Below are 23,561 nucleotides of genomic sequence, written 5' to 3' on the forward strand. Positions count from 1 at the left end.
ACGTCAGCTGTTCCCGCGCAACTCGTAATAGGGGTTGAAGATCACCTTGCGGCCGTCGCGGTCACCGACGCGGCCACGGACCATGATGCGCCTGCCCGATTCGATGCCGGGGATGCGCCTGCGACCGATCCACACCAGGGTGATCGCGTCGGTACCGTCGAAGAATTCGGCCTGCACGGTGGCCCCGGCGGCCTTCGGGCACGTTTCGACACTGCGGAGCCTGCCCACGATGGTGGCTTCTTCGCCGCGACAACAGTCCTTGGCACGCCGGGCGCCGGACGCGTCGGCGGTTTCGGCGAGTTCCTCGGCGTCGAGCTGGCCGATATCGGCGGTCAAGCGGCGGCCGAGCCGGCGAAAATATCCCGAGTCCGGACCCGATCCCGATTTGTGTCCGCCCGTGGCTGACGACATGGCACGCTTCTCCCGCTAGTTGGCCCTACACCGCCACTGTAGATGGGCAAACGCGGGGCCGCTACGCTCGGCCCGTGTTGCGCACCCCACCCCAGCTCACTGTGGTCGCCCTGCCCGGAACCGGTTCCGACGCCGATTTCGCAGCCCGTGCATTCGGACCCGCGGCCGCAGCTCGTGGCTGGCGATTCGAAGCCGTCGAACCCGACCCCGAGGCCGTGATCGCGAGCTGTACCGCGGCTTTGGACACCGCTGCCCGGCGCGGGCCGGTACTGGCCGCCGGGATTTCGCTGGGTGCCGCGATCGCTCTCGACTGGGCCGCCGGACATCGCGACATGACCGTCGGTGTCATCACAGCATTACCCGCCTGGACCGGCGCCGAAACCGCGACTTGCCCTGCCGCCCTGAGCGCTTCGGCTACCGCCGGGCAACTGCGCGCCGACGGCCTGGAGACTGTGATCGCCCGGATGCGGGCGTCGAGCCCGGCCTGGCTGGCCGAGGCGCTCACGCAGTCCTGGCGTGGGCAGTGGCCGCACCTGCCCCGAGCCCTCGACGAAGCCGCCGCCTACGCCTGGCCGACCGTCGAGCGGTTGGCCGGCTGCGCAGTCCCGGTGGCCGTGGTCGGGGCGAGCGACGACCCCGTGCATCCGATCGCCGTCGCCGAACAGTGGGCCGCGACGCTGCCCTCGGCGCGGCTGCACCGCATCACCCTGGCCGAGCTGGGCGCCGACCCGTCGATTCTCGGACACACCGGGATCACCGAATTGGACCTGTTGGCAGCCGATCCGGTGGCCCCCGACATCGACCCGGCCGACAGCCGAACCGTCTCCCCGCGACCGGCGGCAGTCGCGGAGATCAGACGCGGCTAATTCAGGCCGAGCTGCTGCATGGCCGAACCGTCCGCACCCCGGCGCGGCTCGTCGGGCAGCTTCGGCGGCAACGCCGTGGGCGGCGGCGCCTGCGTGGCGGCGGCCTGGGCGGCGGCAGCCTCCTGCTGGGCCTGCACCTGCTGCTGGTGGGCGGCCGCGAGCTGTTCGGCCAGTTCCCGGGGCAACACCACCGGCAACGGGTCACGCACCGGCAACGGTTCGGTACCGCGCCGCACTACCGTGTCGGCGAGCACCGCGCGGGCCGCGGTGATCAGCGGGCTGCGGTCGTCCACCGCGCCCGAGGGTCCCGCCGCGACCAGGCGGATCATCCAGCGCGGGCCGTCGACACCGATGAAACGCAGATCGGCGCCCTCGGTGACCGCCTTGACCTCACGCCCCCACGGCCCCTTCTCCACGGCCACACTCGCGCCGTCGCCACGCAGTGATTCGGCCAGATCAGCGGCGACGGTGCGCCACTGCCCGGCCGACTTCGGCGCCGCGTAGGCGGCCACGGTGAGCCTGCCGTGCTCGGTGGCCAGATGCACCGCCTGCGGGGTGCCGTCGGGGCTCATCTCCACCTGCAGCTGCCCGCCCTCGGGCACGGGGATGACCACCGACCCCAGATCCAGGCGCCGCGCGACCATCTCGTCGGTGACTTCGGTGTAGTCATAGGGACCGGCGGCGGCATCGGGCGCGTGATCGAAGTTGCCGTAGATGCGCTCGTCGGTCGGGGCGTCGTCGAAATCCAAATGCGCGAAGTCGGGACGCTGGAACTCGTCGGTGTCGTACTCGTCGGAATCCTCGAACTCGCCGTACTCGTCGTACTCGCTGTAGTCGTCGTACTCGTCATAGCTCGCGGGCTCGTCTTCGCGCGGTGCGCGCTTCTTCTTGCCGAACAGACCCATTACGCCTCCTCGCCGGCCAGGCTCGCGTGCCCGCCGCTCGACCCGTGTCCGCCGGTGCCGCGGGCGGTGTCGTCGAGGTCGTCCACCTCGGCGAAGTCGACCAGCTCCACCCGCTGCACCAGCAGCTGGGCGATCCGGTCGCCGCGGCGCAGCTCGATGGCCGTGCGCGGGTCGTGGTTGATCAGGCACACCTTGATCTCGCCGCGATAACCCGCATCGATCGTGCCCGGGGTGTTGACCACCGACAGGCCCGCCTTCGCGGCCAGACCCGATCGTGGATGGATCAACCCGACGGTGCCGACCGGCAGCGCGATCGCGATACCGGTGCCGACCAGTACCCGCTCGCCCGGATCGATGATCACGTCTTCGGTGGTACAGAGGTCGACGCCCGCGTCGCCCGGATGGGCACGCGTCGGCACGGGGATGCCGGGATCGAGTCGCCGCAGCGGAATCGGTGCAAGTGCGTTCACATCGGTCGAGAGTACGCGCTCGCGGCCGGACCTTCTCGTCACAGCCCTGGCGCGGTGACCTAGTGTTGAGGGGTGCCCGACCAGCCCCGATCATCGACGACCGATACCACGGACTCCGACCGTCACGCGCCGGCAGCGCCGGGAGCCTCGCCCTACCGAGAGCGCCTCTGGGTGCCGCTGTGGTGGTGGCCGGTCGGCTTCGCGATCGCCGGCCTGCTGGCGGCCGAAATCCACATGGGCGCGCCCGGCTTGCGCGCGTGGCTGCCCTATGTGCTGCTCGCGCCGGTGCCGGTCTGGATCCTGCTGTGGATGAGCCGCCACCGCCTGGAAGTGACCGTCGCACCCGACGGAACGGCGGAACTGCGGGTGGACCGCGCCCACCTGCCGGTGAACTTCGTCGCGCGCGCGGCGGCCGTCGCGCCGACAGCCAAGAGCGCGGCACTGGGCCGACAGCTCGACCCCGCCGCGTATGTCCAGCACCGAGCCTGGATCGGCCCGATGGCCCTGCTCGTGCTCGACGACCCGGACGACCCGACACCGTACTGGTTGATCAGTACCCGCAGGCCGGACCGGGTCCTGACCGCGCTCGGACTCCCGAGCGCGGGCTGACCCGTCTTACCCTGATTCCTCGGCCCTGGTGGCGACGCTGCGCTGTCACCGCCGGGCCCGAGCACAATCAGGCCGCGCAGTCCATACAGATCAACTGGCCGCCCTTCTCGCTGGCCAGACGGCTGCGGTGATGCACGAGGAAGCAGCTCGAACAGGTGAACTCGTCCGCCTGCTTCGGGACCACCCGAACACTGAGTACTTCATCGGACAGATCCGCGCCGGGAAGCTCGAACGATTCCGCTGTATCGGATTCGTCGATGTCCACGACGGCGGACTGCGCCTCGTTGCGGCGGGCCTTCAGCTCCTCGAGCGAATCCTCCGACACCTCGTCGGACTCGGTACGCCGCGGTGCGTCATAGTCGGTTGCCATGTCGTCTTCCCCTCAGTCCTTACTCCGTATATCCCGGATCAGTTCGATTGCCGTCATCCCCGCAGGGATACGGCGTTCGTACCGCCCCGCCGGTGGTGCACTTCACACGTACACCTGTCGCCTATCAGGTTCGATCGGCGAGGATCTACTCCGACAGCGTTCGGTTAACGCAGGACATGCCCTTGTTGTTCCCGCGACCGACCACCGTTTCACCGGTGATTATTCGATCTGGGCGGCCAGACAATAGCGGACCTACGGACAAATGTCGCAATCAAACCCCCGCCGAGTCGAAACCGACGACGAATCTTCACCTGCCGGGGAACTCGCCGAGACATCCCGTACCCGCGCGCCCCGACCGGACTCGTAGAGTGAGCGCGTGGTTTCACTGATCACCGAAGGCAGCGCGACCGATCGCGACGGCAAACCCTATCCGCGACGACGACCCGAGCTCTGGCTCGCACTGGTCCTCGTGCTGGCTCTGGTGAGCCTGTTCGTCTGGATCACGGCGTTTCGTACCCATGACGACAGCAACGCGCCGATGGCCTGCAACGCACCGAGCGCACCCACCGGCGCGGACGCGACCCAACCGGCGCCCCTGGGCACCCGGGTCGACCCCACGCGGCTCGACGACGTCGACCCCGCCGCGCTCTCAGACGCCAAAGTCCGGGTCTTCAACGCCAACGGCAAGAGCGGCCAGGCCGGCAACATCGCCTCCGCCCTCGGCGACCTCGGCTTCGCGCCCGCACCCGGGACACAAGTCGGTAACGATCCGGTCTACGTCAACGGCGACCTCACCTGCACCGGCCAGATCCGCTTCGGCGTCAACGGCAGATCCGCCGCCGCCTCGGTCCAACTGGCCTCCCCCTGCGCCGAGCTGATCGAAGACTCCCGCACCGACGACACCGTCGACCTGGTCCTCGGGCTGGCCTTCGGCGAATCCCTGCGCCCCGGCCCCGACGCCGAAGAGGTCCTGCGCTCCCTCAAGAACCTCGCCCCCGGCTCGACCTCCTCCTCGATCGACCCCGACCTCCTCGACGCCGCCCGCACCGTCAAGTGCTGAATCATGGCGGCCAGGGGCCGCGGGTTCTCGGCCTGTTCCCTTGATCTTCCCTCCCGCCGGGCACTCCTTCGTCGCACCCTCTGGTCAGTCCAGATCAAGGCGGCCGAGAACCGAGGCATGGCGGCCAGGGGCCGTGGGGCCTCGGCCTGTTCCCTTGGCCTTCCCTGCGGCGGGCGCTCCTTCGTCGCGCCCTCTGGTCAGTCCGGATCAAGGCGGCCGAGAACCGAGACATGGCGGCCAGGGGCCGCGGGGCCTCGGCCTGTTCCCTTGGCCTTCCCTGCGGCGGGCGCTCCTTCGTCGCGCCCTCTGGTCAGTCCGGATCAAGGCCGACTAGAACCGAGCCGAGGCACACGACGGCCGGACGGTTCTAGTCCGGTAGCGAGGTCGTCGCGCCAACGCGGGCGAGCAGGGCGGTGAGGTCCTCGGCTATGCCGGGGGCGGCGACAACGGTGAGCTCGCCCGCGGCGCCGCCCACGGTGACGTCGGGGACGTGCACCACCGCGCCCGCTTCGGCGGCGATGAGGGCGCCGGCGGCCCAATCCCAGGCGTTGAGGCCGTGTTCGTAGTAGGCGTCGAGGCGCCCGGACGCCACGTGGCACAGGTCCATCGCGGCGGCGCCGAGCCTGCGGATGTCGCGGACCTCGGGCAGGATCTCGGTGAGCAACCGCACCTGGCGGCTGCGGCGGCCGCGACCGTAGGCGAAGCCGGTGCCCACCAGCGCCACTGGCAGCGAATCCTCGCGCGTACAGGACAGTTTCGCGCGGGTGCCGTCGGCGGTGACCGCGAACGCGCCACCACCGGCCGCGGCGCTGTAGGTGGTCGCGGCGGCCACATCGGCCACCGCGCCGGCCACCGGCACACCGTCGCGCACGGCGGCCACCGAGACCGCGTATCCGGGCAGGCCGTAGAGGAAATTGACCGTACCGTCGATCGGATCGAGCACCCAGGTGACGGTGCCCGCCGCGGTGGCGCCGACATCACCGCCGCCCTCTTCGCCGAGGATCGCGTCGGCGGGCCGGCGCGAGGCCAGCAGGCCACGGATCAGCTGCTCGGATTCGGTGTCGACCACGGTGACCGGATCGGTGATGTCGCCCTTGGTGGCGACGGCACCGGCCACCGGGCCACCGTCGAGGAACACCTCCGGCCTGCGGCCGCGCACGTGCGCGGCCGCGGCTTCGGCGAGCTCGACCGCCAGCAAGCGCAACTGCTCGTGATCACCGGATGCGGTCGGGGCGCTGGGAGTCTCGGAGACAGTGTGTTCGGGCATCACCCCATCGCATCACATGCCGGGCCGACTCGCGCGGGCGCGGACTACCGCTAGTCTTCTCAGGCACGTTGTCAGGCACATCGACCGGCGTCAGCAAGGGGTAGAACCATGTCCGCTCGGGGGCACGCATTCGGCATCGATATCGGCGGTAGCGGGGTGAAGGGCGCCACGGTCGACCTGGCGACCGGTCAGCTCACCCATGATCGGCTCAAGGTCGCCACACCGCAGCCGTCCACGCCCGCGGCGGTCGCGGCGGCGGTGGCCGAGCTCGTGGCCACCGCGCAGTGGGACGGGCCGGTGGGGCTCACCCTGCCGTGCGTGGTGCGCGACGGACGCGCCGAGACCGCGGCCAACGTCGACCCGGCCTGGGTGGGCACCGACGCCGCCGAGCTGTTCTCCGCGGCGCTGGGCGGGCGCAAGGTGACGGTGCTCAACGACGCCGACGCCGCGGGCCTGGCCGAGGACTGCTACGGCGCCGCGCGCGACCTGCACGGGCTCACGGTGCTGCTCACCTTCGGCACCGGCATCGGCTCGGCGCTGCTCTACGACGGCCTGCTGGTCCCCAACTCCGAACTGGGTCACCTCGAGCTCGGTGGCATGGACACCGAGGACATGGCCGCGGCCTCGGTCAAGGACCGCGACGGACTGACCTACCCGGAGTGGGCGCAGCGGGTGAGCACGGTGTTGCGCCACATCGAGAACATTTTCTGGCCTAAGGTGTTCGTGGCCGGTGGTGGCATCAGCCGCGATCACGAGCTGTGGATTCCGTTGCTCACCAACCGGACTCCGGTGATTCCGGCCGTGTTGAAGAACACCGCGGGTATCGTCGGGGCGGCGATGGCCATCGACGCGGGCATTGCTCCATAGGCCCCGCGTGGCTTCCTGACGCAACGCCTCGGTGGCATCGTGCCATGAGTACCCTGGTTGGATCGTTACAATGGAACACGTCCGGCGGTGAGCCGGTGAAACCTTCCGGCCGCGGCCGGTCGCGAGTAGACCGGAACACACCCCGGCTGCACCCGACCGACGCACCGCCGGTGCAACCCCGACCGACCGCTCCGCCGGAAAATCACTCTGGCGTGACGCCGCACGAGACCGTCACGAAAGGGCGTACGTGGTAGCCACGAATACCCGTCAGACCGCCGACTCGGCCGACGCCGATGCCGACGACGCCGTAACCCCGGCCAAGAAGGTGCCGGCCAAGAAGGCCGCTGCCAAGAAGGCTCCGGCGAAGAAGGCAGCGGCCAAGAAGGCCCCGGCGAAGAAGGCTGCCGCCAAGAAGGCCCCGGCGAAGAAGTCCGCGGCCAAGAAGGCGACCTCGGGCCAAGGCGGTGAGGAGCAGCTCGAGGACGACTCGATCGAAGTCGCCGATCTCGGTGATCTCGAAGTCGCCGAAGAAGAACTCGCCGACGGCGATGTGATCGTCGAGGACGTCGCCGAGGACACCACCGAGGCCGCCGAGACCGCGGAGCCGTCCGAGAAGGACAAAGCCTCCGGCGATTTCGTCTGGGACGAGGAGGAGTCCGAAGCGCTGCGCCAGGCACGCAAGGACGCCGAGCTCACCGCCTCGGCCGACTCGGTGCGCGCCTACCTCAAGCAGATCGGCAAGGTCGCGCTGCTCAACGCGGAGGAGGAGGTCGAACTCGCCAAGCGGATCGAGGCCGGTCTGTTCGCCGCGGAGAAGATGCGCGAGTTCGCCGAGGCCGGTGAGAAGCTGTCGGTGACGACGCGCCGCGACTTCAACTGGATCGTGCGCGACGGCAACCGGGCCAAGAATCACCTGCTCGAGGCCAACCTGCGACTGGTGGTGTCGCTGGCCAAGCGCTACACCGGGCGTGGCATGGCGTTCCTGGACCTCATCCAGGAAGGCAACCTGGGTCTGATCCGCGCGGTCGAGAAATTCGACTACACCAAGGGTTACAAGTTCTCGACCTATGCCACGTGGTGGATCCGTCAGGCCATCACCCGTGCCATGGCCGACCAGGCTCGCACCATCCGTATTCCGGTGCACATGGTCGAAGTGATCAACAAGCTCGGCCGCATCCAGCGCGAGCTGCTCCAGGACCTGGGCCGTGAGCCCACCCCGGAGGAGCTGGCCAAGGAAATGGACATCACGCCGGAGAAGGTCCTCGAGATCCAGCAGTACGCGCGTGAACCCATTTCACTGGACCAGACGATCGGCGACGAGGGCGACAGCCAGCTCGGTGATTTCATCGAGGATTCCGAGGCCGTCGTCGCGGTCGACGCGGTGAGCTTCACCCTGCTGCAGGATCAGCTGCAGTCGGTGCTGGAGACGCTGTCCGAGCGTGAGGCGGGTGTGGTGCGGTTGCGTTTCGGCCTCACCGACGGTCAGCCGCGCACCCTCGACGAGATCGGCCAGGTCTACGGTGTCACGCGTGAGCGCATCCGCCAGATCGAATCGAAGACGATGAGCAAGCTGCGCCACCCGAGCCGTTCGCAGGTCCTGCGCGACTACCTCGACTAGCGGTTCTCGAAAAGAAGGCCCGTGTCCACCCGTTCGGGTGCACACGGGCCTTTTTTGTTTTCTTCTGGAAATTCCGAACGGTCGGTATTCCGAGCTTAAACCCCCCGTGATCAAGCCCACATGACGGATTACACCGTGCAGGACCTCAATTCACGTAATTCACAGTATGGTCCATTCAGCTTTTCGTTCTACCGCGCCCCGATATGCGGTACTGGCTTTGAGGGTTCTCGCGGCGTGCTCGACATCTATCACTTCAGTTATGGCTGGTTCACCCCCGTCCTCGCGTACTTCATGTCCGTCACCGGGTGCCTGCTCGGCCTGCAGTGCGCGGCTCGCGGACGCAACGCCGTGGAGGGGCGGGTCGGTTGGCTCGTCGGCGCCGCGGTGGCGATCGGTGGCACCGGGATCTGGGTCATGCACTTCATCGCGATGCTCGGTTTCAGCATTCGCGGCACCGAGATCCGCTACGACGTTCCGCTGACGCTGTTCAGCGCGATCACCGCGATGGTGGTGGTCGGCATCGGGCTGTTCATGGTGAACAAACCGCAGCCGACGGTGCGCTCGCTCATCGCGGGCGGCACCATCGCCGGGGTCGGTGTGGGCACCATGCACTACACCGGCATGTACGCGATGAAGACCACGGCGACGGTGAGTTACAACCCGTTCCTGGTGACCCTGTCGATGGTGATCGCGGTGGTCGCCTCGATCGTGGCGCTGTGGTTCACCTTGCGGGTCAAGGGTTTTCTCGCCACCGTCGGTGCGGCGATCATCATGGGCGTGGCCGTCACCGGCATGCACTACACCGGTATGGCCGCCATGCGAGCCCACGAAGGCCACCACAGCGGCCCCCCGACCTCGGGCGCCGGGGCGATGGAACTACTGGCCCCGCTGATCGGAGTGAGCAGCATCGTCACCATGCTGGTACTGATCAGCGTGTGCCTCACCGAGATCGAGAACGAGGCGGCGCTACCCCGGATGTGGCTGACCTCGCACCACCGGCCACGCGACCACGCGCCGAAGCCCGCGGCGGCACCGGCACCTACCCCGGTCGAGCAGCCGCGACCGCCGCAGGCGCCCGAAATCGAATACCACACCGAAGAACTCGTCTACGACGGAGCGGGAGCTTGGCCGCGGCGGATCGTCGACTGATCAACCCGATGCCGGGGCCTGTCGGATCACCGGCCGTCAGCCAGGCGCGAGAATCTTCGCGGCCGTGTCCAGGCCGTCGGGGGTGCCGACAACGACGAGCAGGTCGCCTCCGGTGAAGGTGAAATCGGGACCGGGTGAGGGATGTAGTTGCCCGGCGCGCATCACCGCGACGATGGACGCCTTGGTGCGGGTACGCATGGCGGTCTCGCCCAGCGTGCGTCCCGCGTACGGCGATCCGTCGGCGACGTCGAGATGGCGGGTGGTGATGCCCGGTAGGTCGCGGTGGTCGTCGTTGAGGGTGGCCACCAGTTGCGGGGCGCCGAGCAGGTTCGCCAGCACCGACGCCTCATCGGTGGACAGGGGCACCTGGGCCGCGATCGCGTCGGGGTCGTCGGACTCGGACACGATCAGATCGATGTCACCGTCACGGTGGGCGACCACGCCGACGCGGCGCCCCGACCCGACTTCGAAATCCTTGCGCACTCCGATCCCCGGTAGCGCTGTGACGTCGACATTCACCCTCCCACCCTAACCGCGCCCCCGGCCGAACGTGTCCTACGCCACCCCGGGTCGGCGTGGGGTGACGAACACGCCGTCCGCGCCGGGGAGGTAGGGCTCAGCGGTGACCACCGCCGCCAGCGGCAGCGGGCCGTACAGGTGCGGGAAGAGCATCGATGCGGGGTCGCTCGGCACGCCCGGTTCCCATTTCACCTCGTCGGCGAACCGGGTGGGGTCCAGCCAGAGCACCAGCAGATCGGTACGGCCCGCGAAGAGCCGATTGGCGGGCAGGTGTACCTGGGCGGGAGCGGACAGGTGGACGAAGCCGCTCTCGGTCAGCGAAGCCGGTCGATGGACGCCGGCGTGCACAGATTGTTGCCACTCTTGGGAAGAACACAGGTGAACAAGCGTGTGAGTGTCGTATATCACGGGTAATCTCCGGTTAGACAACAGGATCGGACGGTAAAGACCCTGTCACGTAGCGGTTTGCGGGTTCGGTGCGGTGCTCGGCTCGTGCGTAACGAGCAACACCACAGCGAGCGACATACCGGGCAGTGACAGGATCGAGTGGGAGGTGGCACAACGGCGCCGCGGGTGATCGGCGGGTGCTCGAGACCGACGACCAGCCGGTGTTCGCTTTCAGCGAAACCGCAGGTCGTGTTATCGAAAACACAAAGATTCACTTCCGGGAACAAAGCCTGAACCCCGAACGTCTGACAGAGTAGTCGTATCCACTGCTGGGAAGTAGCGGACGCGAGCCACGTGGAGTGACCACGTGGCCCACACCTAGGCGAACGGCCACGAAGCGCCGGGAGCCGGGACGGAGGAGTCATGCCAGGAACCCTGACCAGCACCCCACTGACCGCGGTCGATCGTTGCGATCGTTGCGGGGCGGCTGCCCGAGTGCGTGCCGTTCTTCCCGCGGGTGGCGAGTTGCTCTTCTGCCAGCACCACGCGAATGAACACATGGACCGTCTGCGCGAGCTCGAAGCCGTGATCGATACGGAATCGGCGCCCGCCGTCTGACCCGCTCCTCTCGCGTCCGAAACAACAACATCTGACAACAGAACATCCCCGACAGCGGGCGTCCGGACTCCGGCGCCCGCTGTCGCCGTCTGCGGACTCAGGTGGCCGCGTCGGCGAGGATGCCGTCGACCAGGGTCGCGACGCCGTAGGCGAAGGCACCATCGGGATCGGCGGGCGCCTGGTAGTACTCGCCGACCGCGGTTCCCACCCGTCCGGCGAGGGGGAATTCCCCGGCCGGCATCATCTGGCCCAGCAGCGGCCCGTGCATGTGCCACCAATCGGCATCACTGAGCTGCTCGGCCGCGCCGGCGGCCGCGATGGCCAGGCGGGCGTTGCCGGTGGCGAAATCGGTGAGCACCGCGATGGCGCGATCCATCGCCAGATCCGAGAGCCCCGCGTCCTCGATGGCTCGCAGCTGGTTCTCGTAGCGGCGCATTCTGGCGGGGCCGATCACCTGGCGCCACGGCGAGATCTCGAGCAGCCACGGGTGGGCCATGAGTTCGGTCCTGAGCCCGGTGGCGATCGTGATCATCCGGTCGCGGATCGGCAGCTCGGCGGGGATCGGCGCGTCTTCGGCGGCCACGGCGTCGACCATGAGGACCACCAGGGCGTCCTTGCTCGGCACATAGGTGTAGAGGCTCATGGGCCGCAGGCCGAGCGCGGTGGCCACCGCGCGCATGGTGAGTTTGTCGATGCCCTCGCGATCGGCGAGGGCGATACCGGCCGCCACCACGGCGTCGACCGTGCGGCCGGGTTTGGGACCGCGCGCGCCGGGCTTGGCCGGACGGGTGTGCCGCCACAGCAACTCCACGATCCGGGCGGCCTGCTCGGTGGATTCGCCGTCGGTGGGCACGCGCTGTCCTTAGCACTCGGGAACAAACTCAGTACAGTGTACGTTATTGAGCTGTTCGCGCTGCCCGATCAGAGGAGACCGTTCTGCCCGCCCTTCAGGCCACCTATCTCCCCGACCGTCACCTGTTCGCCCTGTGGACCTGGACCGGTCACGGTGCCGGACACCCACCGGCCGACCTCGGCGACCCCGAAACGTTGACGCTCGCGCTGCCCGTCGGAGCGCGCCGGGCGATCGAACCGGTCGCAGTGCCGGCCACCGTGGTGCTGCCCACGGAGCTGGCCGAGCTGCCCACCGCCGACCTCGCCTCCTCGGCGCGCGCCTGGCGCGCACTGCTGCACGCCACACCGACCGGCGGGCATCCGGCGGGCGAGCCACCCACGTCCGAATCACCGGACCGCCCGACACGCACCATCGAGTTGCCCACGGCGGCGCACGCGGTTCCCGACGCGGTGGGCACCTCGATCTTCTCCGCCGAGCGGGCGATACGCGTGTTGCGCGACACCGAGGCGGTGAGCGCGGAGCTGGCGGGCGCGCTGGATGCCACGCTGCGGCCCTATCAGGTGCGCGGGGTCGGATGGTTGCGCGAGACCGTCGCCGCGTACGGCGGGGCCGTGCTGGCCGACGAGATGGGCCTGGGCAAGACCGTGCAGACCATCGGTTTTCTGCAGGGGCGCGCCGACGGCCCCCAGGTGGTGGTGTGCCCGACCTCACTGGTGGGCAACTGGGTGCACGAGATCGAGCGGTTCGCGCCGGGGTTACGGGTGGTGGCCTGGCGTGGCGGTGCGGTGCCCGCAGCCGCGGGTACGGTCGTGGTCACCGGGTACCCGACGCTGCGGCTGCACGGGTCGGCGCTGGTCGGACAACAGTGGACCACGGTGGTGTTCGACGAGGCGCAGGCGTTGAAGAATCCGCGCACCCAGGTGTCGCGGGCGGCGCGCGCGCTGCCCGCCGACGCCAAGGTCGCCCTCACCGGCACGCCGGTGGAGAACCACCTCGATGAACTGTTCGCGCTGCTGAACCTCACCGTGCCCAAGCTTTTCGCACACCGGGCCCAGTTCCGGCGGCGCTTCGTGCGCCCGATCGAGGAAGGTTCGGCCGAGGCGGCCGCCCGGCTGCGCGACGCGGTCGAACCGGTACTGCTGGGCCGCAAGAAGGCGCAGGTGGCCGCTTCGCTGCCCGCCAAGATCCACAGTGACCTGCTGTGCGACCTCACCGCCGAGCAGGAGAAGGTGTACGACTCGGTCCTCACCGCAGCCGTGGACGAGGGCTTCGGCTCCGGTCTGCAACGCCAGGGACGGGTACTCGCCGCGCTCACGCATCTCAAACAGGTGTGCAACCACCCCGGCCTGGTCACCGGCGAGCTGGGCGAGATCGGCGGGCGCTCGGGCAAGCTCGACCTGTGCACCGACATCGTCGCCACCAATCTCGAGACCGGTGATCCGACCCTGATCTTCACCCAGTACCGCCAGACCGGTGAGCTGCTCGTCCGTCATCTCGCCGACCAGTTCGGGGTCGAGGCGCCGTTCTTCCACGGCGGGCTCGACGCCGACCGGCGCGCCGACATCGTGCGGGCCTTCCAAGCACCCGGCGGCCCACCGATTCTCGTGCTGAGTCTGCGTGCCGCCGGTACCGGGCTCACCCTCACCCGCGCCGCCGATGTGATTCATTTCGACCGGTGGTGGAATCCGGCGGTGGAGGCGCAGGCCTCGGATCGGGCACACCGCATCGGGCAGACCCGCACCGTCACCGTCACCACACTCACCAGTGCCACCACCGTGGAGGAACACATCGCGGCCATGCACACCCGCAAATCGGCGCTCACCGACCTGTCCGACGCGACGGGTATCGCCGAACTGGCCCGCCTCGACGACGACGCGCTCGTCGACATCCTGCGACGGAAGCGAGAGAACTGATGCCGGACAACGAATTCGGCTACACGGCCTGGGGCCGGGACTGGGTCCGCCTGGCCGAACCGCTGCACCAGACCCGCCCCGAGCCGCTGTTACCGCGGGCTCGCAGCACCGCGCGCAACAGCGCTGTGCGCACCGAGATCGAGGGGCGCACGGTGCGCGCCCACCTGCATCGAGGTGGCCAGGCCTCGATCACGCATGTGGAGCTGGCACCGTTGTCGCGCGCGCAGGTGACCGCGATCGGACAGGTGATCCCCGACACCAGCGTGCTCACCGACGACATGCACCGCGCGCTGCGCGACGCGGGCCACTCCCCCGCCCCCGTCCTCGTCAGTACCGACTGTTCCTGTTCGGCCCGCACCGTCCGCTGCCTGCACGTGCTCGCGGTGCTGTACACGATCGCCCGGCAGGTGGACGAAAATCCGCGCCTGGCACTGGAACTGCAGGGCTACTTCGACACCGGCCACGATCCGGAGGCACCGGTCCAGGAGCGCCGATGGACCGCCCTCAACTCGCTGGACCCGGACCGGTTCTTCGCCGTCGCCGACTGACGGCATCACCGGCGATCGGCGCAACGGTGACTCGCCGACCGGGTCAGGCGTTCACACCGCCGTCGATCGTGACGACCGCGCCGGTGACCGAGCGTCCGGACGGGCCGGCGAGGAAGGCGACCAGGTCGGCCACGTCGGTGGTGGCGCCGTAGCGACCGAGTGCGCTGAACTGCCGTAGCCCGTCGGCGTTCTCGCCGTCGGCCGGGTTCATGTCGGTGTCGGTCGGACCCGGCTGGACCAGGTTGACCGTGATTCCGCGCGGTCCGAGTTCGCGTGCGAGAGCTTTGGTGTAGCCGTTGAGTGCCGACTTGCTCAGGTTGTACAGCGCCAGACCGCCGAACAGCGCGCGGTCGGTCAGATTCGATCCGATGGAGATGATCCGGCCGCCCTCGCCCAGGTGGGCCAGTGCGGCCTGACCCGCGACGAACGGTGCGCGCGCGTGGATGTTCAGCGCGCGATCGATCTCGGCGACCGTGAATTCCTCGTAGGGCTTGGCCGGGAAGATGCCCGCGTTGTTCACCAGTACGTCGAGTCCGCCCAGTTCGCGCGCGGTCCGGTCGACGGCGGCGACGAGCTGTGCGGCGTCGGCGCTGTCGGCGCGGATCGGCAGTGCCCGCCCACCCAGTGCCTCGATGTCGGCGGCGACCGCCTTCGCGGCGATCTCGTCGCGCTGGTAGGTGAACGCCACATCGGCGCCGTTCCCGGCCAGTGCGCGGGCGATGGCCGCGCCGATCCCCCGGCTCGCCCCGGTCACCAATGCCACGGTACTGCTCGTCATCTGCGCCAACTCTCATTTTGTAACGGTTGATACATAAGTATCGAAGCGCATCCCTCCGCCGCCGTCAAGAGTTTCTTATCGCTTACTACATAATTGGGTGGAACAGTTCGGACGACCCGCCCGCGCGGTATGTTCACCGGTCGACACAGAAAGGGGCCTCGATGGCACAGCGTGGCCGCCCCCGCGCCTTCGACCGCGACGTAGCCCTGCGGCGCGCCATGGAAGTGTTCTGGCGACTCGGCTACGACGGCGCGTCGATGGCCGACCTCACCGCCGCGATGAACATCAACTCCCCCAGCCTCTACGCGGCTTTCGGCGACAAGGAAGCGCTGTTCCGGGCCGCCGTCGAGCTCTACGGCCGCACCGACGGCTCACTCACCACCCGGGCACTGCGCGAGGAACCCACCGCCTACGGCGCGATTCGGGCGATGCTGCGCGACAACGTCGCCGCCTACACCACCGAGGGCGTACCGCCCGGCTGCATGGTGGTCCTCGCGGGCGCCACCTACACCCCGCGCAACGCGTCGGTGAGCGAATTCCTCGCCGCGGCCCGTCGCCACACCGCCGACGACATCCGGGTGCGCCTGGACCGCGGCGTCAGCGACGGGGAACTGGCGGCCGGTACCGACACCACGGCACTGGCGACCTTCTACAGCACCGTGCTCTTCGGGCTGTCGATCCAGGCCCGCGACGGCGCCGGCCGCGACGAACTCGACACCGCCGTCGACCAGGCTCTGACCGTGCTGGCGGGCGCCCGGCGCTGACCGACCTCAGCGGCGGCGCAGGGCGGCGATGCGCTCGGTGAGTTGGTCGACCGAGGCCAGCGCGGTGGGCGGGCCACCACATTCGCGGCGCAGTTCACCGTGGATCACGCCGTGCGGCTTGCCGGTGCGGTGATGGTGCATGGCCACCAGACTGTTGAGTTCGCGGCGCAGCTCGCCCAGTTTGTCCGAGGTCGCCACGCGCTCGGCGACAGCGGGCGGCGGCGGTGCGGCGGTCGCGGTGGCACCTGCGGTGCGCTCCGACACCTGGCGGGTCTGGCGGTCGCGCAGCAGCGCGCGCATCTGATCGGCATCGAGCAGACCGGGGATGCCCAGGTAGTCGGCTTCTTCGTCGCTGCCGGCGAAGGTGGCCGTGCCGAAGGACGACCCGTCGTAGATCACCTGGTCGAGCTCGGCATCGGCGGCCAGGGCGACGAAGGATCGCTCCTCCTCGCCGGGCTCGTCCTTGGTCTTGTTCGCCTCGATCAGCAGCTCGTCGTCGAAGGCGTTCTTCTCCCGGTGCGGCTTGCCGATCACGTGGTCGCGCTGCAACTCCAGCTGGGCGGCCAGGTCGAGCAGCACCGGCACCGAGGGCAGGAACACGCTCGCGGTCTCGCCGGGTGTGCGGGCACGCACGAAACGGCCGATCGCCTGCGCGAAGTACAGCGGGGTGGAGGCGCTCGTCGCGTACACACCCACCGCCAGGCGCGGCACGTCGACGCCCTCGGACACCATCCGCACCGCCACCATCCACGGCTGGGTGCTCTCGGCGAACTCACCGATGCGCTGCGAGGACTGCGGATCGTCGGAGAGCACGATCGCCGGCCGCTCCCCCGAAATGTGTTCGAGCAGTTCGGCGTAGTCGCGGGCGCGTTCCTGGTCGGTGGCGATCACCAGCCCACCCGCGTCGGGAATGCCCGAGGAACGCAGCTGCCGCAGACGGGTGTCGGCGGCACGCAGCACCGCCGAGATCCAGTCGCCCGCCGGATCGAGCGCGGTGCGCCAGGCGCGTGCGGTCTGTTCGGCGTTGAGCGGTTCACCGAGCCGAGCGGTGTGTTCCTCGCCCGCGCTGTCACGCCAGTGCGCGTCACCGGAGTAGGCCAGGAACACCACCGGACGCACGACCCCGTCGGCCAGGGCATCGGCGTAGCCGTAGGAGTGGTCGGCGCGCGAGCGCGGGAGACCGGCCTCGTCGGGTTCGTAGGTGACGAACGGGATCTTCGAATCGTCGCTGCGAAACGGTGTCCCGGTCAGCGCGAGGCGCCGGGTCGCGTCACCGAAGGCTTCCTCGGTGGCCTCACCCCAGGTCTTGGCGTCACCGGCGTGGTGGATCTCGTCGAGGACCACCAGGGTGCGGCGGTTCTCGGTGCGCACCCGGTGCCGGGTGGGGTGCGCGGCGACCTGGGCGTAGGTGACGACCACACCGTGATAGTCGCCGGAGGTGCCGCCGGTGGAATTGGAGAAGCGCGAGTCCAGCTGAATACCCGACCGCGCGGCCGAGGCGGCCCACTGGTGCTTGAGGTGTTCGGTGGGCGCGACGACGGTGATCTGATCCACCGTACGATCGGCCAGCAACTCCGCGGCAACCCGCAGCGCGAAGGTGGTCTTACCCGCGCCCGGCGTGGCGACGGCGAGGAAGTCACGTGGTTTGGTGGCCAGGTATTTCGTCAGGGCGCGACGCTGCCACGCGCGCAGGGAACCCCCCGACGCGCCGCCGGCAGCCGAATCGCCCGGTGTACCCGCTTCTCTCGCCGCAGCGATGCCACCCGACCCAGTCACGCAGACGACCCTAGCCGCCCGGTACGGCGTGCCGCCAACACCGACGCGGGGTGGGCGACCGGCATCACAGCCGCGGCCGAGGTCACCAGCCATTTACCGTTACCCTCCGACACGATGCCGCGGGCACACCCCACCAGACCGCTCGGTGCGGGATGCTTGAACCGACATGAGCAACGACCAGGTCCGCGCAGCCGCCGCGGCACCACCGCCGCAGTCGTCCCAGCCGGGCGGTGCCACCGCGCTGGGATCGACACACGCACCCGCCGACCGGCAACGACCCCGCGAACACCCGCTCTGGGTGCGGTGGCCGCGCACCGCGGCACGGCTGCTGGGCCGGGTGGCGGTCAAGTGCTGGAACGATTCGATCTTCACCAAGTCGGCGGCGGCCGCGTTCTGGCAGACACTGTCACTGGCGCCGCTGCTGCTGGGCCTGCTGGGCAGCCTCGGCTATGTGGGCGGGCTGTTCGGTCCCGACACGGTGCAGGTGGTGGAGGCCAAGATCATCGCGTTCAGCCGCGAGTTCTTCAGCCCCTCGGTGATGAGCGACCTGATCCAGCCGACCGTCGACGACGTGCTCGGCCGTGGTCGTGGCGCGGTGGTGTCGGTGGGTTTCGTGCTCTCGCTGTGGGCCGGTTCCTCGGCGATGTCCACCTTCGTCGACGCCATCGTCGAGGCCCACGGCCAGCAGGACGCGCGCCATCCGGTGTGGCAGCGGATCTTCGCGCTGTTGCTGTACGTGCAGTTCCTGGTGGCGGCGGTGCTCATCCTGCCGATGGTCGCGCTGGGCCCCGTCCGGATCGGGCGGGTGCTGCCCGAGGCGTGGCGCGAACCCGGACTGCAACTGATCGACACGTTCTACTACCCGATCGTCGGCCTGCTGCTGATCGTCGCCCTGACCACGCTCTACAAGCTCGCACTGCACACCACGCTGCCCTGGCACCGGCTGTTCATCGGCGCCCTGGCGGCCGGGGTGTTCTTCATGGCCGCCAGCGACCTGCTGCGCCGCTACCTGGCCTGGATCACCGCCACCGGAGTGAGTTACGGCGCGCTGGCCACGCCGATCGCCTTCCTGCTGTTCACCTATTTCCTCGGCTTCGCGGTGATTCTCGGCGCGGAGTTCAACGCCGCCGTGCAGGAATTCTGGCCCGCGCGCGCCACCCGGATCGAACAGGTCAGGGAGTGGCTCGCCAACCAGGTGCGCGGCGCGGACGACGAACAGGAAGAAACCACCGACGCCTCGACGGAGGCGCCGGCTTCATCGACCGGTCAAGCGGCTCAGTCGCCCTTGCGCAAGCGCTCGTAGACCTTCTTGCAGTCCGGGCACACCGGCGAACCGGGCTTGGCCGAGCGTGTCACCGGGAACACCTCACCGCACAGCGCGACGACCATCGTGCCCATCACGGCACTCTCGGCGATGCGGTCCTTCTTCACGTAGTGGAAGAACTTGGGGACATCGTCGCCGGTCGTCTCGTCGGTGTTGGTTTCCGGGCGTACCAGAGTGTCTGTACTCACGCCCTCCATGATGCCGCATCCCGGTGGGGTCGCGCTGACCAGCCGCGTGTGCGCCCGCCGGGCCCGAGTGGAAGACTCGGGGTATGCACTCCAACGGCGACATCCCCGGCGCCGACGAGCCGACACCGGGCGCGCGGACACGCAAGCCCGCCGCCGGCGCGTCGCGCGGTTTCTTCCGCGACGCCGACGCCGATCACCCCGTGCTGATCACCGAAGCCGCGACCTCGCTCGAGGAGCAGCATCGCGCCCGGGTGCGCCGGTACATGTTCATCATGGCGTTCCGCATCCCCTGCCTGATCCTGGCCGCGGTGGCCTACAGCGCCTTCGAGAATCCGCTGATCTCGGTTCTGATCCTCGCCGCGTCGGTGCCGTTGCCGTGGATCGCGGTACTCATCGCCAACGACCGGCCCCCGCGCGCCAAGGACGAGCCCAGCCGCTGGGACGGGCGCCGTGACCAGATCGCCCTCGAAGCCCGCGGCCACAAAACTATCGAGTAACCAACTCGCCGCCGGTCGGCGCGCCGGCATCGACATCAGCGCCGCGGCCCCGCACAGGGCACCGATCGCGAGTGGCTGCAATGACATCCTGATCAAAATCCTGCCAGTCGGGCATTCGGTCGACAGCGCGGGGGCGACGGCATACCGTTCGGACTCGAGTACCCGCTTCGCCCGCGAGGGCCGCAGGCACCGCCGGGCGGTGCACTCATGGCGACCACTTCCGAAGGGAAACAGCATGATTCGCTGGACCTGGGCGTTTCTGGACCGGCCCGCCGACACGTTCGACGACTGTGTGCGCTTCTGGGCGGCCGTCACCGACTCCACCGCTTCCCCTCGACGCGGTGAGCACGACGAGTTCGTCACCCTGCGACCCGCCACCGGACCGGCATGGCTCAAACTCCAGGCGGTCCGCGACGAGGGCGGCATCCACCTCGACCTCGATGTCGACGACATCGCCGCCACGGTGTCGACGGCCACCGACCTCGGTGCCCGAGTCGTCACCGAACAGGCCGATTACACCGTGCTCGAGACCCCGGCCGGACAGACGTTCTGCTTCACCCCGTGGGCCGGCGGCACCGAAGCACTCGAGGAGCCCGCGCCGGTCACGGTCGCCACCGCACCCGACGGCACCGTGAGCCGGCTCGACCAGGTCTGCCTGGACCTGTCCCCCGCCGACATCGCCATCGACACCGAATTCTGGCGGGCGCTCACCGGATGGACCCACCAGCCGGCCCGCCGACCGGAGTTCTCGCGCCTGCGCGGCCCCGACCAGCCGCTGCACCTGCTGCTCCAGCGCCTCGACCGGGCCCGCCCGGCCGCGGCGCACGCCGACCTGGCCTGCTCCGACGTCGCCGCGGCCGCCGCCCGGCACGAATCCCTCGGCGCCGTCCGCGTCGCCGACCACCCGGGCTGGGTGGTCCTACGCGACCCCGGCAACGCCCTCTACTGCATCACCTCGCGCGACCCCTACACCGGTTGAGCGCGCACCCGACGCGCCTACTCCGCCGCCCCCGGCCGGAGCTGTTCGTTTCCCGCCGCAGTCGTGCTGGCACAGTAATCGGGTGCCTACGAACCCCTCGACCACCGATTCCCTGCTCACCGCGTTGTGCCCTGATCTGCGCACGGCGCTGACCCGGGTGGACTACACCGCCGACGGCTTGCTCGAGGTCCTCGGACCGGATGTGCACGCGGCGCTGGGCCGGTCGGAGCCGGTGCCGGTGCGCCGGGCCGCACGCGATGCCGGTGAGCTGGGCACATTGATCCGGTTGCTGCTGCTCGGCGACGCGCTGCCACGACCGGAGGTGGCCGCCGCGCTCGCGCCGGTTCGGGTCGAGGACGCGATCGCCGCGGGACTGCTCACCGGCGACGGCGACGAGCTCACGGCGGCACTGGATCTGCGTCCGCTCGACGCGGGCACCGGCACCCGCTGGATCCTGTCCGATCTCGACGATTCGATGCACCGGCGCACCCTGACCGAAGAGCACGTACTCGGGGTGGGGCACGCGTCGCTGTCGCTGCTGCGCGCCACCCCGACCGAACCGGTCGGCACCGTGCTCGACCTCGGCACCGGTTGCGGTGTGCAGGCCGTGCACGCCGCGGGGTACGCGGGCAAGGTCACCGCCACCGACGTCAACCCGCGGGCGCTGTGGCTGGCCCGGGCCACCGCGGCACTCAACGAGCTCGACCTCGAGCTGCTCGAAGGGTCGTGGTTCGAGCCGGTGGCCGGCAGGCGTTTCGATCAGATCGTGGCCAATCCGCCGTTCGTGGTCGGCCCGGCCCGGATCGAACACACCTACCGGGATTCGGGACTGGCACTGGACGGGGCCAGCGAACTGGTGATCGGGCAGGCTCCCGGACTGCTGGCCCCCGGCGGCACCGCGGCCATGCTGGCGGCCTGGGTGCACGTCGACGGGCAGGACTGGCGCCAACGGGTGTCGTCGTGGCTGCCTGCCCACGGCGTCGATGCCTGGGTGGTGCAACGCGATGTCGCCGATCCCGCGCTGTACGTGGGCACCTGGCTGCGCGATGCCGGCCTGGACCCGCGTGACCCGGACGCACAGGAACGCGCCGAGCGCTGGCTCGCGGCCTTCGAGGCCGCCGAGGTCGTGGGGATCGGTTTCGGCTTCGTCTATCTGCGCGCCATCGACGGCCCCACCGAACTGCTCGCCGAGGATCTCGGCCACGGCTTCGACGACCCCCTCGGCGCGGAAGTCGACGCCTACTTCGCCCGTTCGGCCTGGTTGCGTGCGGTCGCCGCGGACGAAGACCTCGCCTGGGCCTCCCGTTACGCGCCCAGTCCCGCGACCGCGCTGGAACGGGTGTATCTGCCGGGCGAGCAGGGCTGGGACCAGCGGGTGGCTCGTCTGCATCGTGGTGACGGACCGCGCTGGCAGCACGAGGTCGACGAATCGACCGTGGCGCTGGTGGCGGGAATGCGCCCGGATGGCCTGGCGTTGGAAGACCTGATGGAACTGCTCGCCTTCGCCGACGGTGCCGAGCGGGTGACCCCGGAATTCGCCGCCCAGGCTCTCGGCGTGGTGACCGCGCTGGTGCGTCACGGACTGGTGTCACCGGTCTGAGCCCGGTGGTGGCGGACGCGAGTTCCACAACGGTGTCCTTCTCAGGAACTTCTCAGCCATAGCGGCCCGAATCCGCAGTTCAGAGCGGTTTATCGCGCATGGGATCGGGAACTTTCTGTAAGTCGGGTCCGTTGATCGGAGTGAGACACCACCGACAGGAGGCAAGTCATGACAAGCCCCGCCACTACTCGTGTGCGCCCCAGCGAGGCCGATATCGACGCCCAGAGTCCCGCCGCCGACCTGGTACGGGTGTACCTGAACGGAATCGGTCGCACGGCACTGCTCACGGCGGCCGACGAGGTCGAGTTGGCCAAGCGTATCGAGGCGGGCCTGTATGCCCAGCACCTGCTCGAAACCGGCAAGCGATTGTCGGCGGCTCGCAAGCGTGATCTGGCGCTGCTGGTGCGCGAGGGCCAGGCCGCGCGTTCGCACCTGCTCGAAGCCAACCTGCGCCTGGTCGTTTCGCTGGCCAAGCGCTACACCGGCCGCGGTATGCCGCTGCTCGACCTGATCCAGGAGGGCAACCTCGGCCTGATCCGCGCCATGGAGAAGTTCGACTACGCCAAGGGCTTCAAGTTCTCCACTTACGCCACCTGGTGGATCCGCCAGGCCATCACCCGCGGTATGGCTGATCAGAGCCGCACCATCCGGCTGCCCGTGCACCTGGTCGAACAGGTGAACAAGCTCGCCCGGATCAAGCGCGAACTGCATCAGCAGCTGGGCCGCGAGGCCACCGATGCCGAACTGGCCGAAGAATCGGGCATCCCGGTGGAGAAGATCGCCGACCTGCTCGACCACAGCCGTGACCCGGTGAGCTTGGACATGCCGGTCGGCAACGACGAGGAAGCCCCCCTCGGTGATTTCATCGAGGACTCCGAGGCCACCTCCGCGGAGAGCGCGGTGATCGCCGGGCTGCTCCACCGCGACGTGCGCAGCGTGCTGGCCACGCTCGACGAGCGCGAACAGCAGGTCATCCGCCTGCGCTTCGGGCTCGACGACGGTCAGCCGCGCACTCTGGACCAGATCGGCAAGCTGTTCGGTCTCTCCCGCGAACGTGTGCGTCAGATAGAGCGCGAAGTCATGTCCAAGCTGCGTAAGGGTGAGCGCGCCGACCGGCTGCGCGCCTACGCCAGCTGACCCCAGACCCGACGGCCCCACGGGGTCGTCTTCCGAAACGCCGACCGGTGTCCGCGACTCCACTCCCCTCCGGGGTCGCGAGCCGGTC

Annotated in this window: 25 protein-coding genes and 1 pseudogene; 15 read left to right on the forward strand and 11 right to left on the reverse strand. The window is 69.3% G+C overall.

Going from position 1 to position 23,561, the window contains the following annotated elements; all coding sequences use genetic code 11:
* Positions 1 to 3: 3 nt before the first annotated feature.
* Positions 4 to 411: an OB-fold nucleic acid binding domain-containing protein gene (locus tag ACFO5K_RS10935; protein ID WP_378559953.1), complete on the reverse strand. Its 408-nt coding sequence runs from the start codon at positions 409 to 411 to the stop codon at positions 4 to 6.
* Positions 412 to 485: 74 nt separating this feature from the next.
* Here ACFO5K_RS10935 and ACFO5K_RS10940 point away from each other — a divergent pair, with 74 nt between their 5' ends.
* Positions 486 to 1,277: an alpha/beta fold hydrolase gene (locus ACFO5K_RS10940; protein ID WP_378559956.1), complete on the forward strand. Its 792-nt coding sequence runs from the start codon at positions 486 to 488 to the stop codon at positions 1,275 to 1,277.
* On the opposite strand, the gene ACFO5K_RS10945 is transcribed toward ACFO5K_RS10940, so the two are convergent.
* The gene (locus tag ACFO5K_RS10945; protein ID WP_378563684.1) at positions 1,274 to 2,176 is read right to left on the reverse strand and encodes a DUF3710 domain-containing protein; all 903 of its coding nucleotides are present in this window, start codon (positions 2,174 to 2,176) and stop codon (positions 1,274 to 1,276) included. The genes ACFO5K_RS10940 and ACFO5K_RS10945 overlap by 4 nt on opposite strands.
* Before the next feature lie 5 nt (positions 2,177 to 2,181).
* Entirely contained in the window at positions 2,182 to 2,652 is a 471-nt protein-coding gene (gene dut, locus ACFO5K_RS10950) for a dUTP diphosphatase (RefSeq protein ID WP_378559959.1), read from the reverse strand.
* A gap of 72 nt (positions 2,653 to 2,724) precedes the next feature.
* Here dut and ACFO5K_RS10955 point away from each other — a divergent pair, with 72 nt between their 5' ends.
* Positions 2,725 to 3,261, forward strand: a complete 537-nt coding sequence (locus ACFO5K_RS10955; RefSeq protein WP_378559962.1) for a DUF3093 domain-containing protein — start codon at positions 2,725 to 2,727, stop codon at positions 3,259 to 3,261.
* A 67-nt stretch (positions 3,262 to 3,328) separates the two neighbouring features.
* Here the strand turns inward: ACFO5K_RS10955 and ACFO5K_RS10960 are convergent, their stop codons facing one another.
* Positions 3,329 to 3,631 carry a DUF4193 domain-containing protein gene (locus ACFO5K_RS10960; protein ID WP_218716942.1) on the reverse strand — a complete coding sequence of 101 codons (303 nt, stop codon included), beginning with the start codon at positions 3,629 to 3,631 and terminating at the stop codon, positions 3,329 to 3,331.
* A gap of 376 nt (positions 3,632 to 4,007) precedes the next feature.
* On the opposite strand from ACFO5K_RS10960, the gene cei reads away from it, so the two are divergent.
* On the forward strand, positions 4,008 to 4,691 hold the full coding sequence (cei, locus tag ACFO5K_RS10965) for an envelope integrity protein Cei (RefSeq protein WP_378559965.1): 684 nt from the start codon (positions 4,008 to 4,010) through the stop codon (positions 4,689 to 4,691).
* Positions 4,692 to 5,058: 367 nt separating this feature from the next.
* Here the strand turns inward: cei and ACFO5K_RS10970 are convergent, their stop codons facing one another.
* Positions 5,059 to 5,958, reverse strand: a complete 900-nt coding sequence (locus tag ACFO5K_RS10970) for an inositol monophosphatase family protein (protein WP_378559968.1) — start codon at positions 5,956 to 5,958, stop codon at positions 5,059 to 5,061.
* Between the two features lie 108 nt (positions 5,959 to 6,066).
* On the opposite strand from ACFO5K_RS10970, the gene ppgK reads away from it, so the two are divergent.
* From ppgK to ACFO5K_RS10985, 3 genes and pseudogenes are all read left to right on the forward strand, one after another.
* Positions 6,067 to 6,825: a polyphosphate--glucose phosphotransferase gene (gene ppgK / locus ACFO5K_RS10975; protein WP_378559971.1), complete on the forward strand. Its 759-nt coding sequence runs from the start codon at positions 6,067 to 6,069 to the stop codon at positions 6,823 to 6,825.
* A 154-nt stretch (positions 6,826 to 6,979) separates the two neighbouring features.
* Positions 6,980 to 8,443: pseudogene (locus ACFO5K_RS10980) on the forward strand (RNA polymerase sigma factor); the annotation flags it as partial.
* Positions 8,444 to 8,677: 234 nt separating this feature from the next.
* Positions 8,678 to 9,592: an MHYT domain-containing protein gene (locus ACFO5K_RS10985; protein WP_378559974.1), complete on the forward strand. Its 915-nt coding sequence runs from the start codon at positions 8,678 to 8,680 to the stop codon at positions 9,590 to 9,592.
* Positions 9,593 to 9,628: 36 nt separating this feature from the next.
* Here the strand turns inward: ACFO5K_RS10985 and ACFO5K_RS10990 are convergent, their stop codons facing one another.
* Positions 9,629 to 10,111 carry a cation:proton antiporter regulatory subunit gene (locus ACFO5K_RS10990; protein ID WP_378559977.1) on the reverse strand — a complete coding sequence of 161 codons (483 nt, stop codon included), beginning with the start codon at positions 10,109 to 10,111 and terminating at the stop codon, positions 9,629 to 9,631.
* A gap of 36 nt (positions 10,112 to 10,147) precedes the next feature.
* A complete protein-coding gene (locus tag ACFO5K_RS10995) occupies positions 10,148 to 10,519 on the reverse strand; it encodes a DUF952 domain-containing protein (RefSeq protein WP_378559980.1) in 372 nt (123 codons plus the stop codon).
* Positions 10,520 to 10,921: 402 nt separating this feature from the next.
* Between ACFO5K_RS10995 and ACFO5K_RS11000 the strand changes: the two genes are divergently transcribed.
* Positions 10,922 to 11,116 (forward strand): DUF7455 domain-containing protein, encoded by a 195-nt coding sequence (locus ACFO5K_RS11000; RefSeq protein WP_378559983.1) that lies wholly within the window; start codon positions 10,922 to 10,924, stop codon positions 11,114 to 11,116.
* A gap of 97 nt (positions 11,117 to 11,213) precedes the next feature.
* On the opposite strand, the gene ACFO5K_RS11005 is transcribed toward ACFO5K_RS11000, so the two are convergent.
* Positions 11,214 to 11,969: a TetR/AcrR family transcriptional regulator gene (locus ACFO5K_RS11005; protein WP_378559986.1), complete on the reverse strand. Its 756-nt coding sequence runs from the start codon at positions 11,967 to 11,969 to the stop codon at positions 11,214 to 11,216.
* A 122-nt stretch (positions 11,970 to 12,091) separates the two neighbouring features.
* On the opposite strand from ACFO5K_RS11005, the gene ACFO5K_RS11010 reads away from it, so the two are divergent.
* Positions 12,092 to 13,882: a DEAD/DEAH box helicase gene (locus ACFO5K_RS11010; protein ID WP_378563687.1), complete on the forward strand. Its 1,791-nt coding sequence runs from the start codon at positions 12,092 to 12,094 to the stop codon at positions 13,880 to 13,882.
* Positions 13,882 to 14,430: a hypothetical protein gene (locus ACFO5K_RS11015; RefSeq protein WP_378559989.1), complete on the forward strand. Its 549-nt coding sequence runs from the start codon at positions 13,882 to 13,884 to the stop codon at positions 14,428 to 14,430. Before ACFO5K_RS11010 ends, ACFO5K_RS11015 begins: the two co-directional genes overlap by 1 nt.
* A 43-nt stretch (positions 14,431 to 14,473) precedes the next feature.
* Here the strand turns inward: ACFO5K_RS11015 and ACFO5K_RS11020 are convergent, their stop codons facing one another.
* Positions 14,474 to 15,208, reverse strand: a complete 735-nt coding sequence (locus tag ACFO5K_RS11020) for an SDR family NAD(P)-dependent oxidoreductase (protein ID WP_378559992.1) — start codon at positions 15,206 to 15,208, stop codon at positions 14,474 to 14,476.
* Between the two features lie 161 nt (positions 15,209 to 15,369).
* Here ACFO5K_RS11020 and ACFO5K_RS11025 point away from each other — a divergent pair, with 161 nt between their 5' ends.
* A complete protein-coding gene (locus ACFO5K_RS11025; RefSeq protein WP_378559995.1) occupies positions 15,370 to 15,972 on the forward strand; it encodes a TetR/AcrR family transcriptional regulator in 603 nt (200 codons plus the stop codon).
* A gap of 6 nt (positions 15,973 to 15,978) precedes the next feature.
* On the opposite strand, the gene ACFO5K_RS11030 is transcribed toward ACFO5K_RS11025, so the two are convergent.
* The gene (locus tag ACFO5K_RS11030; protein ID WP_378563690.1) at positions 15,979 to 17,730 is read right to left on the reverse strand and encodes a DEAD/DEAH box helicase; all 1,752 of its coding nucleotides are present in this window, start codon (positions 17,728 to 17,730) and stop codon (positions 15,979 to 15,981) included.
* Positions 17,731 to 17,914: 184 nt separating this feature from the next.
* Here ACFO5K_RS11030 and ACFO5K_RS11035 point away from each other — a divergent pair, with 184 nt between their 5' ends.
* On the forward strand, positions 17,915 to 19,051 hold the full coding sequence (locus tag ACFO5K_RS11035; RefSeq protein WP_378559998.1) for a YihY/virulence factor BrkB family protein: 1,137 nt from the start codon (positions 17,915 to 17,917) through the stop codon (positions 19,049 to 19,051).
* Here ACFO5K_RS11035 and ACFO5K_RS11040 read toward each other — a convergent pair.
* Positions 19,024 to 19,260, reverse strand: a complete 237-nt coding sequence (locus tag ACFO5K_RS11040) for a DUF3039 domain-containing protein (RefSeq protein ID WP_378560001.1) — start codon at positions 19,258 to 19,260, stop codon at positions 19,024 to 19,026. The genes ACFO5K_RS11035 and ACFO5K_RS11040 overlap by 28 nt on opposite strands.
* Before the next feature lie 83 nt (positions 19,261 to 19,343).
* On the opposite strand from ACFO5K_RS11040, the gene ACFO5K_RS11045 reads away from it, so the two are divergent.
* The 4 genes from ACFO5K_RS11045 (at position 19,344) to ACFO5K_RS11060 (ending at position 23,473) form a co-directional block, all read left to right on the forward strand.
* Positions 19,344 to 19,757, forward strand: coding sequence for a DUF3099 domain-containing protein (locus ACFO5K_RS11045; protein ID WP_378560004.1), 414 nt, complete (start codon positions 19,344 to 19,346; stop codon positions 19,755 to 19,757).
* A 235-nt stretch (positions 19,758 to 19,992) separates the two neighbouring features.
* The gene (locus ACFO5K_RS11050; protein WP_378560007.1) at positions 19,993 to 20,736 is read left to right on the forward strand and encodes a VOC family protein; all 744 of its coding nucleotides are present in this window, start codon (positions 19,993 to 19,995) and stop codon (positions 20,734 to 20,736) included.
* An 82-nt stretch (positions 20,737 to 20,818) separates the two neighbouring features.
* A complete protein-coding gene (locus tag ACFO5K_RS11055; RefSeq protein WP_378560010.1) occupies positions 20,819 to 22,336 on the forward strand; it encodes a DUF7782 domain-containing protein in 1,518 nt (505 codons plus the stop codon).
* Positions 22,337 to 22,504: 168 nt separating this feature from the next.
* Positions 22,505 to 23,473, forward strand: a complete 969-nt coding sequence (locus tag ACFO5K_RS11060) for a sigma-70 family RNA polymerase sigma factor (RefSeq protein ID WP_378560013.1) — start codon at positions 22,505 to 22,507, stop codon at positions 23,471 to 23,473.
* Positions 23,474 to 23,561: the final 88 nt, after the last annotated feature.

The organism is Nocardia halotolerans (genome assembly GCF_042650145.1).
Taxonomy (GTDB): domain Bacteria; phylum Actinomycetota; class Actinomycetes; order Mycobacteriales; family Mycobacteriaceae; genus Nocardia; species Nocardia halotolerans.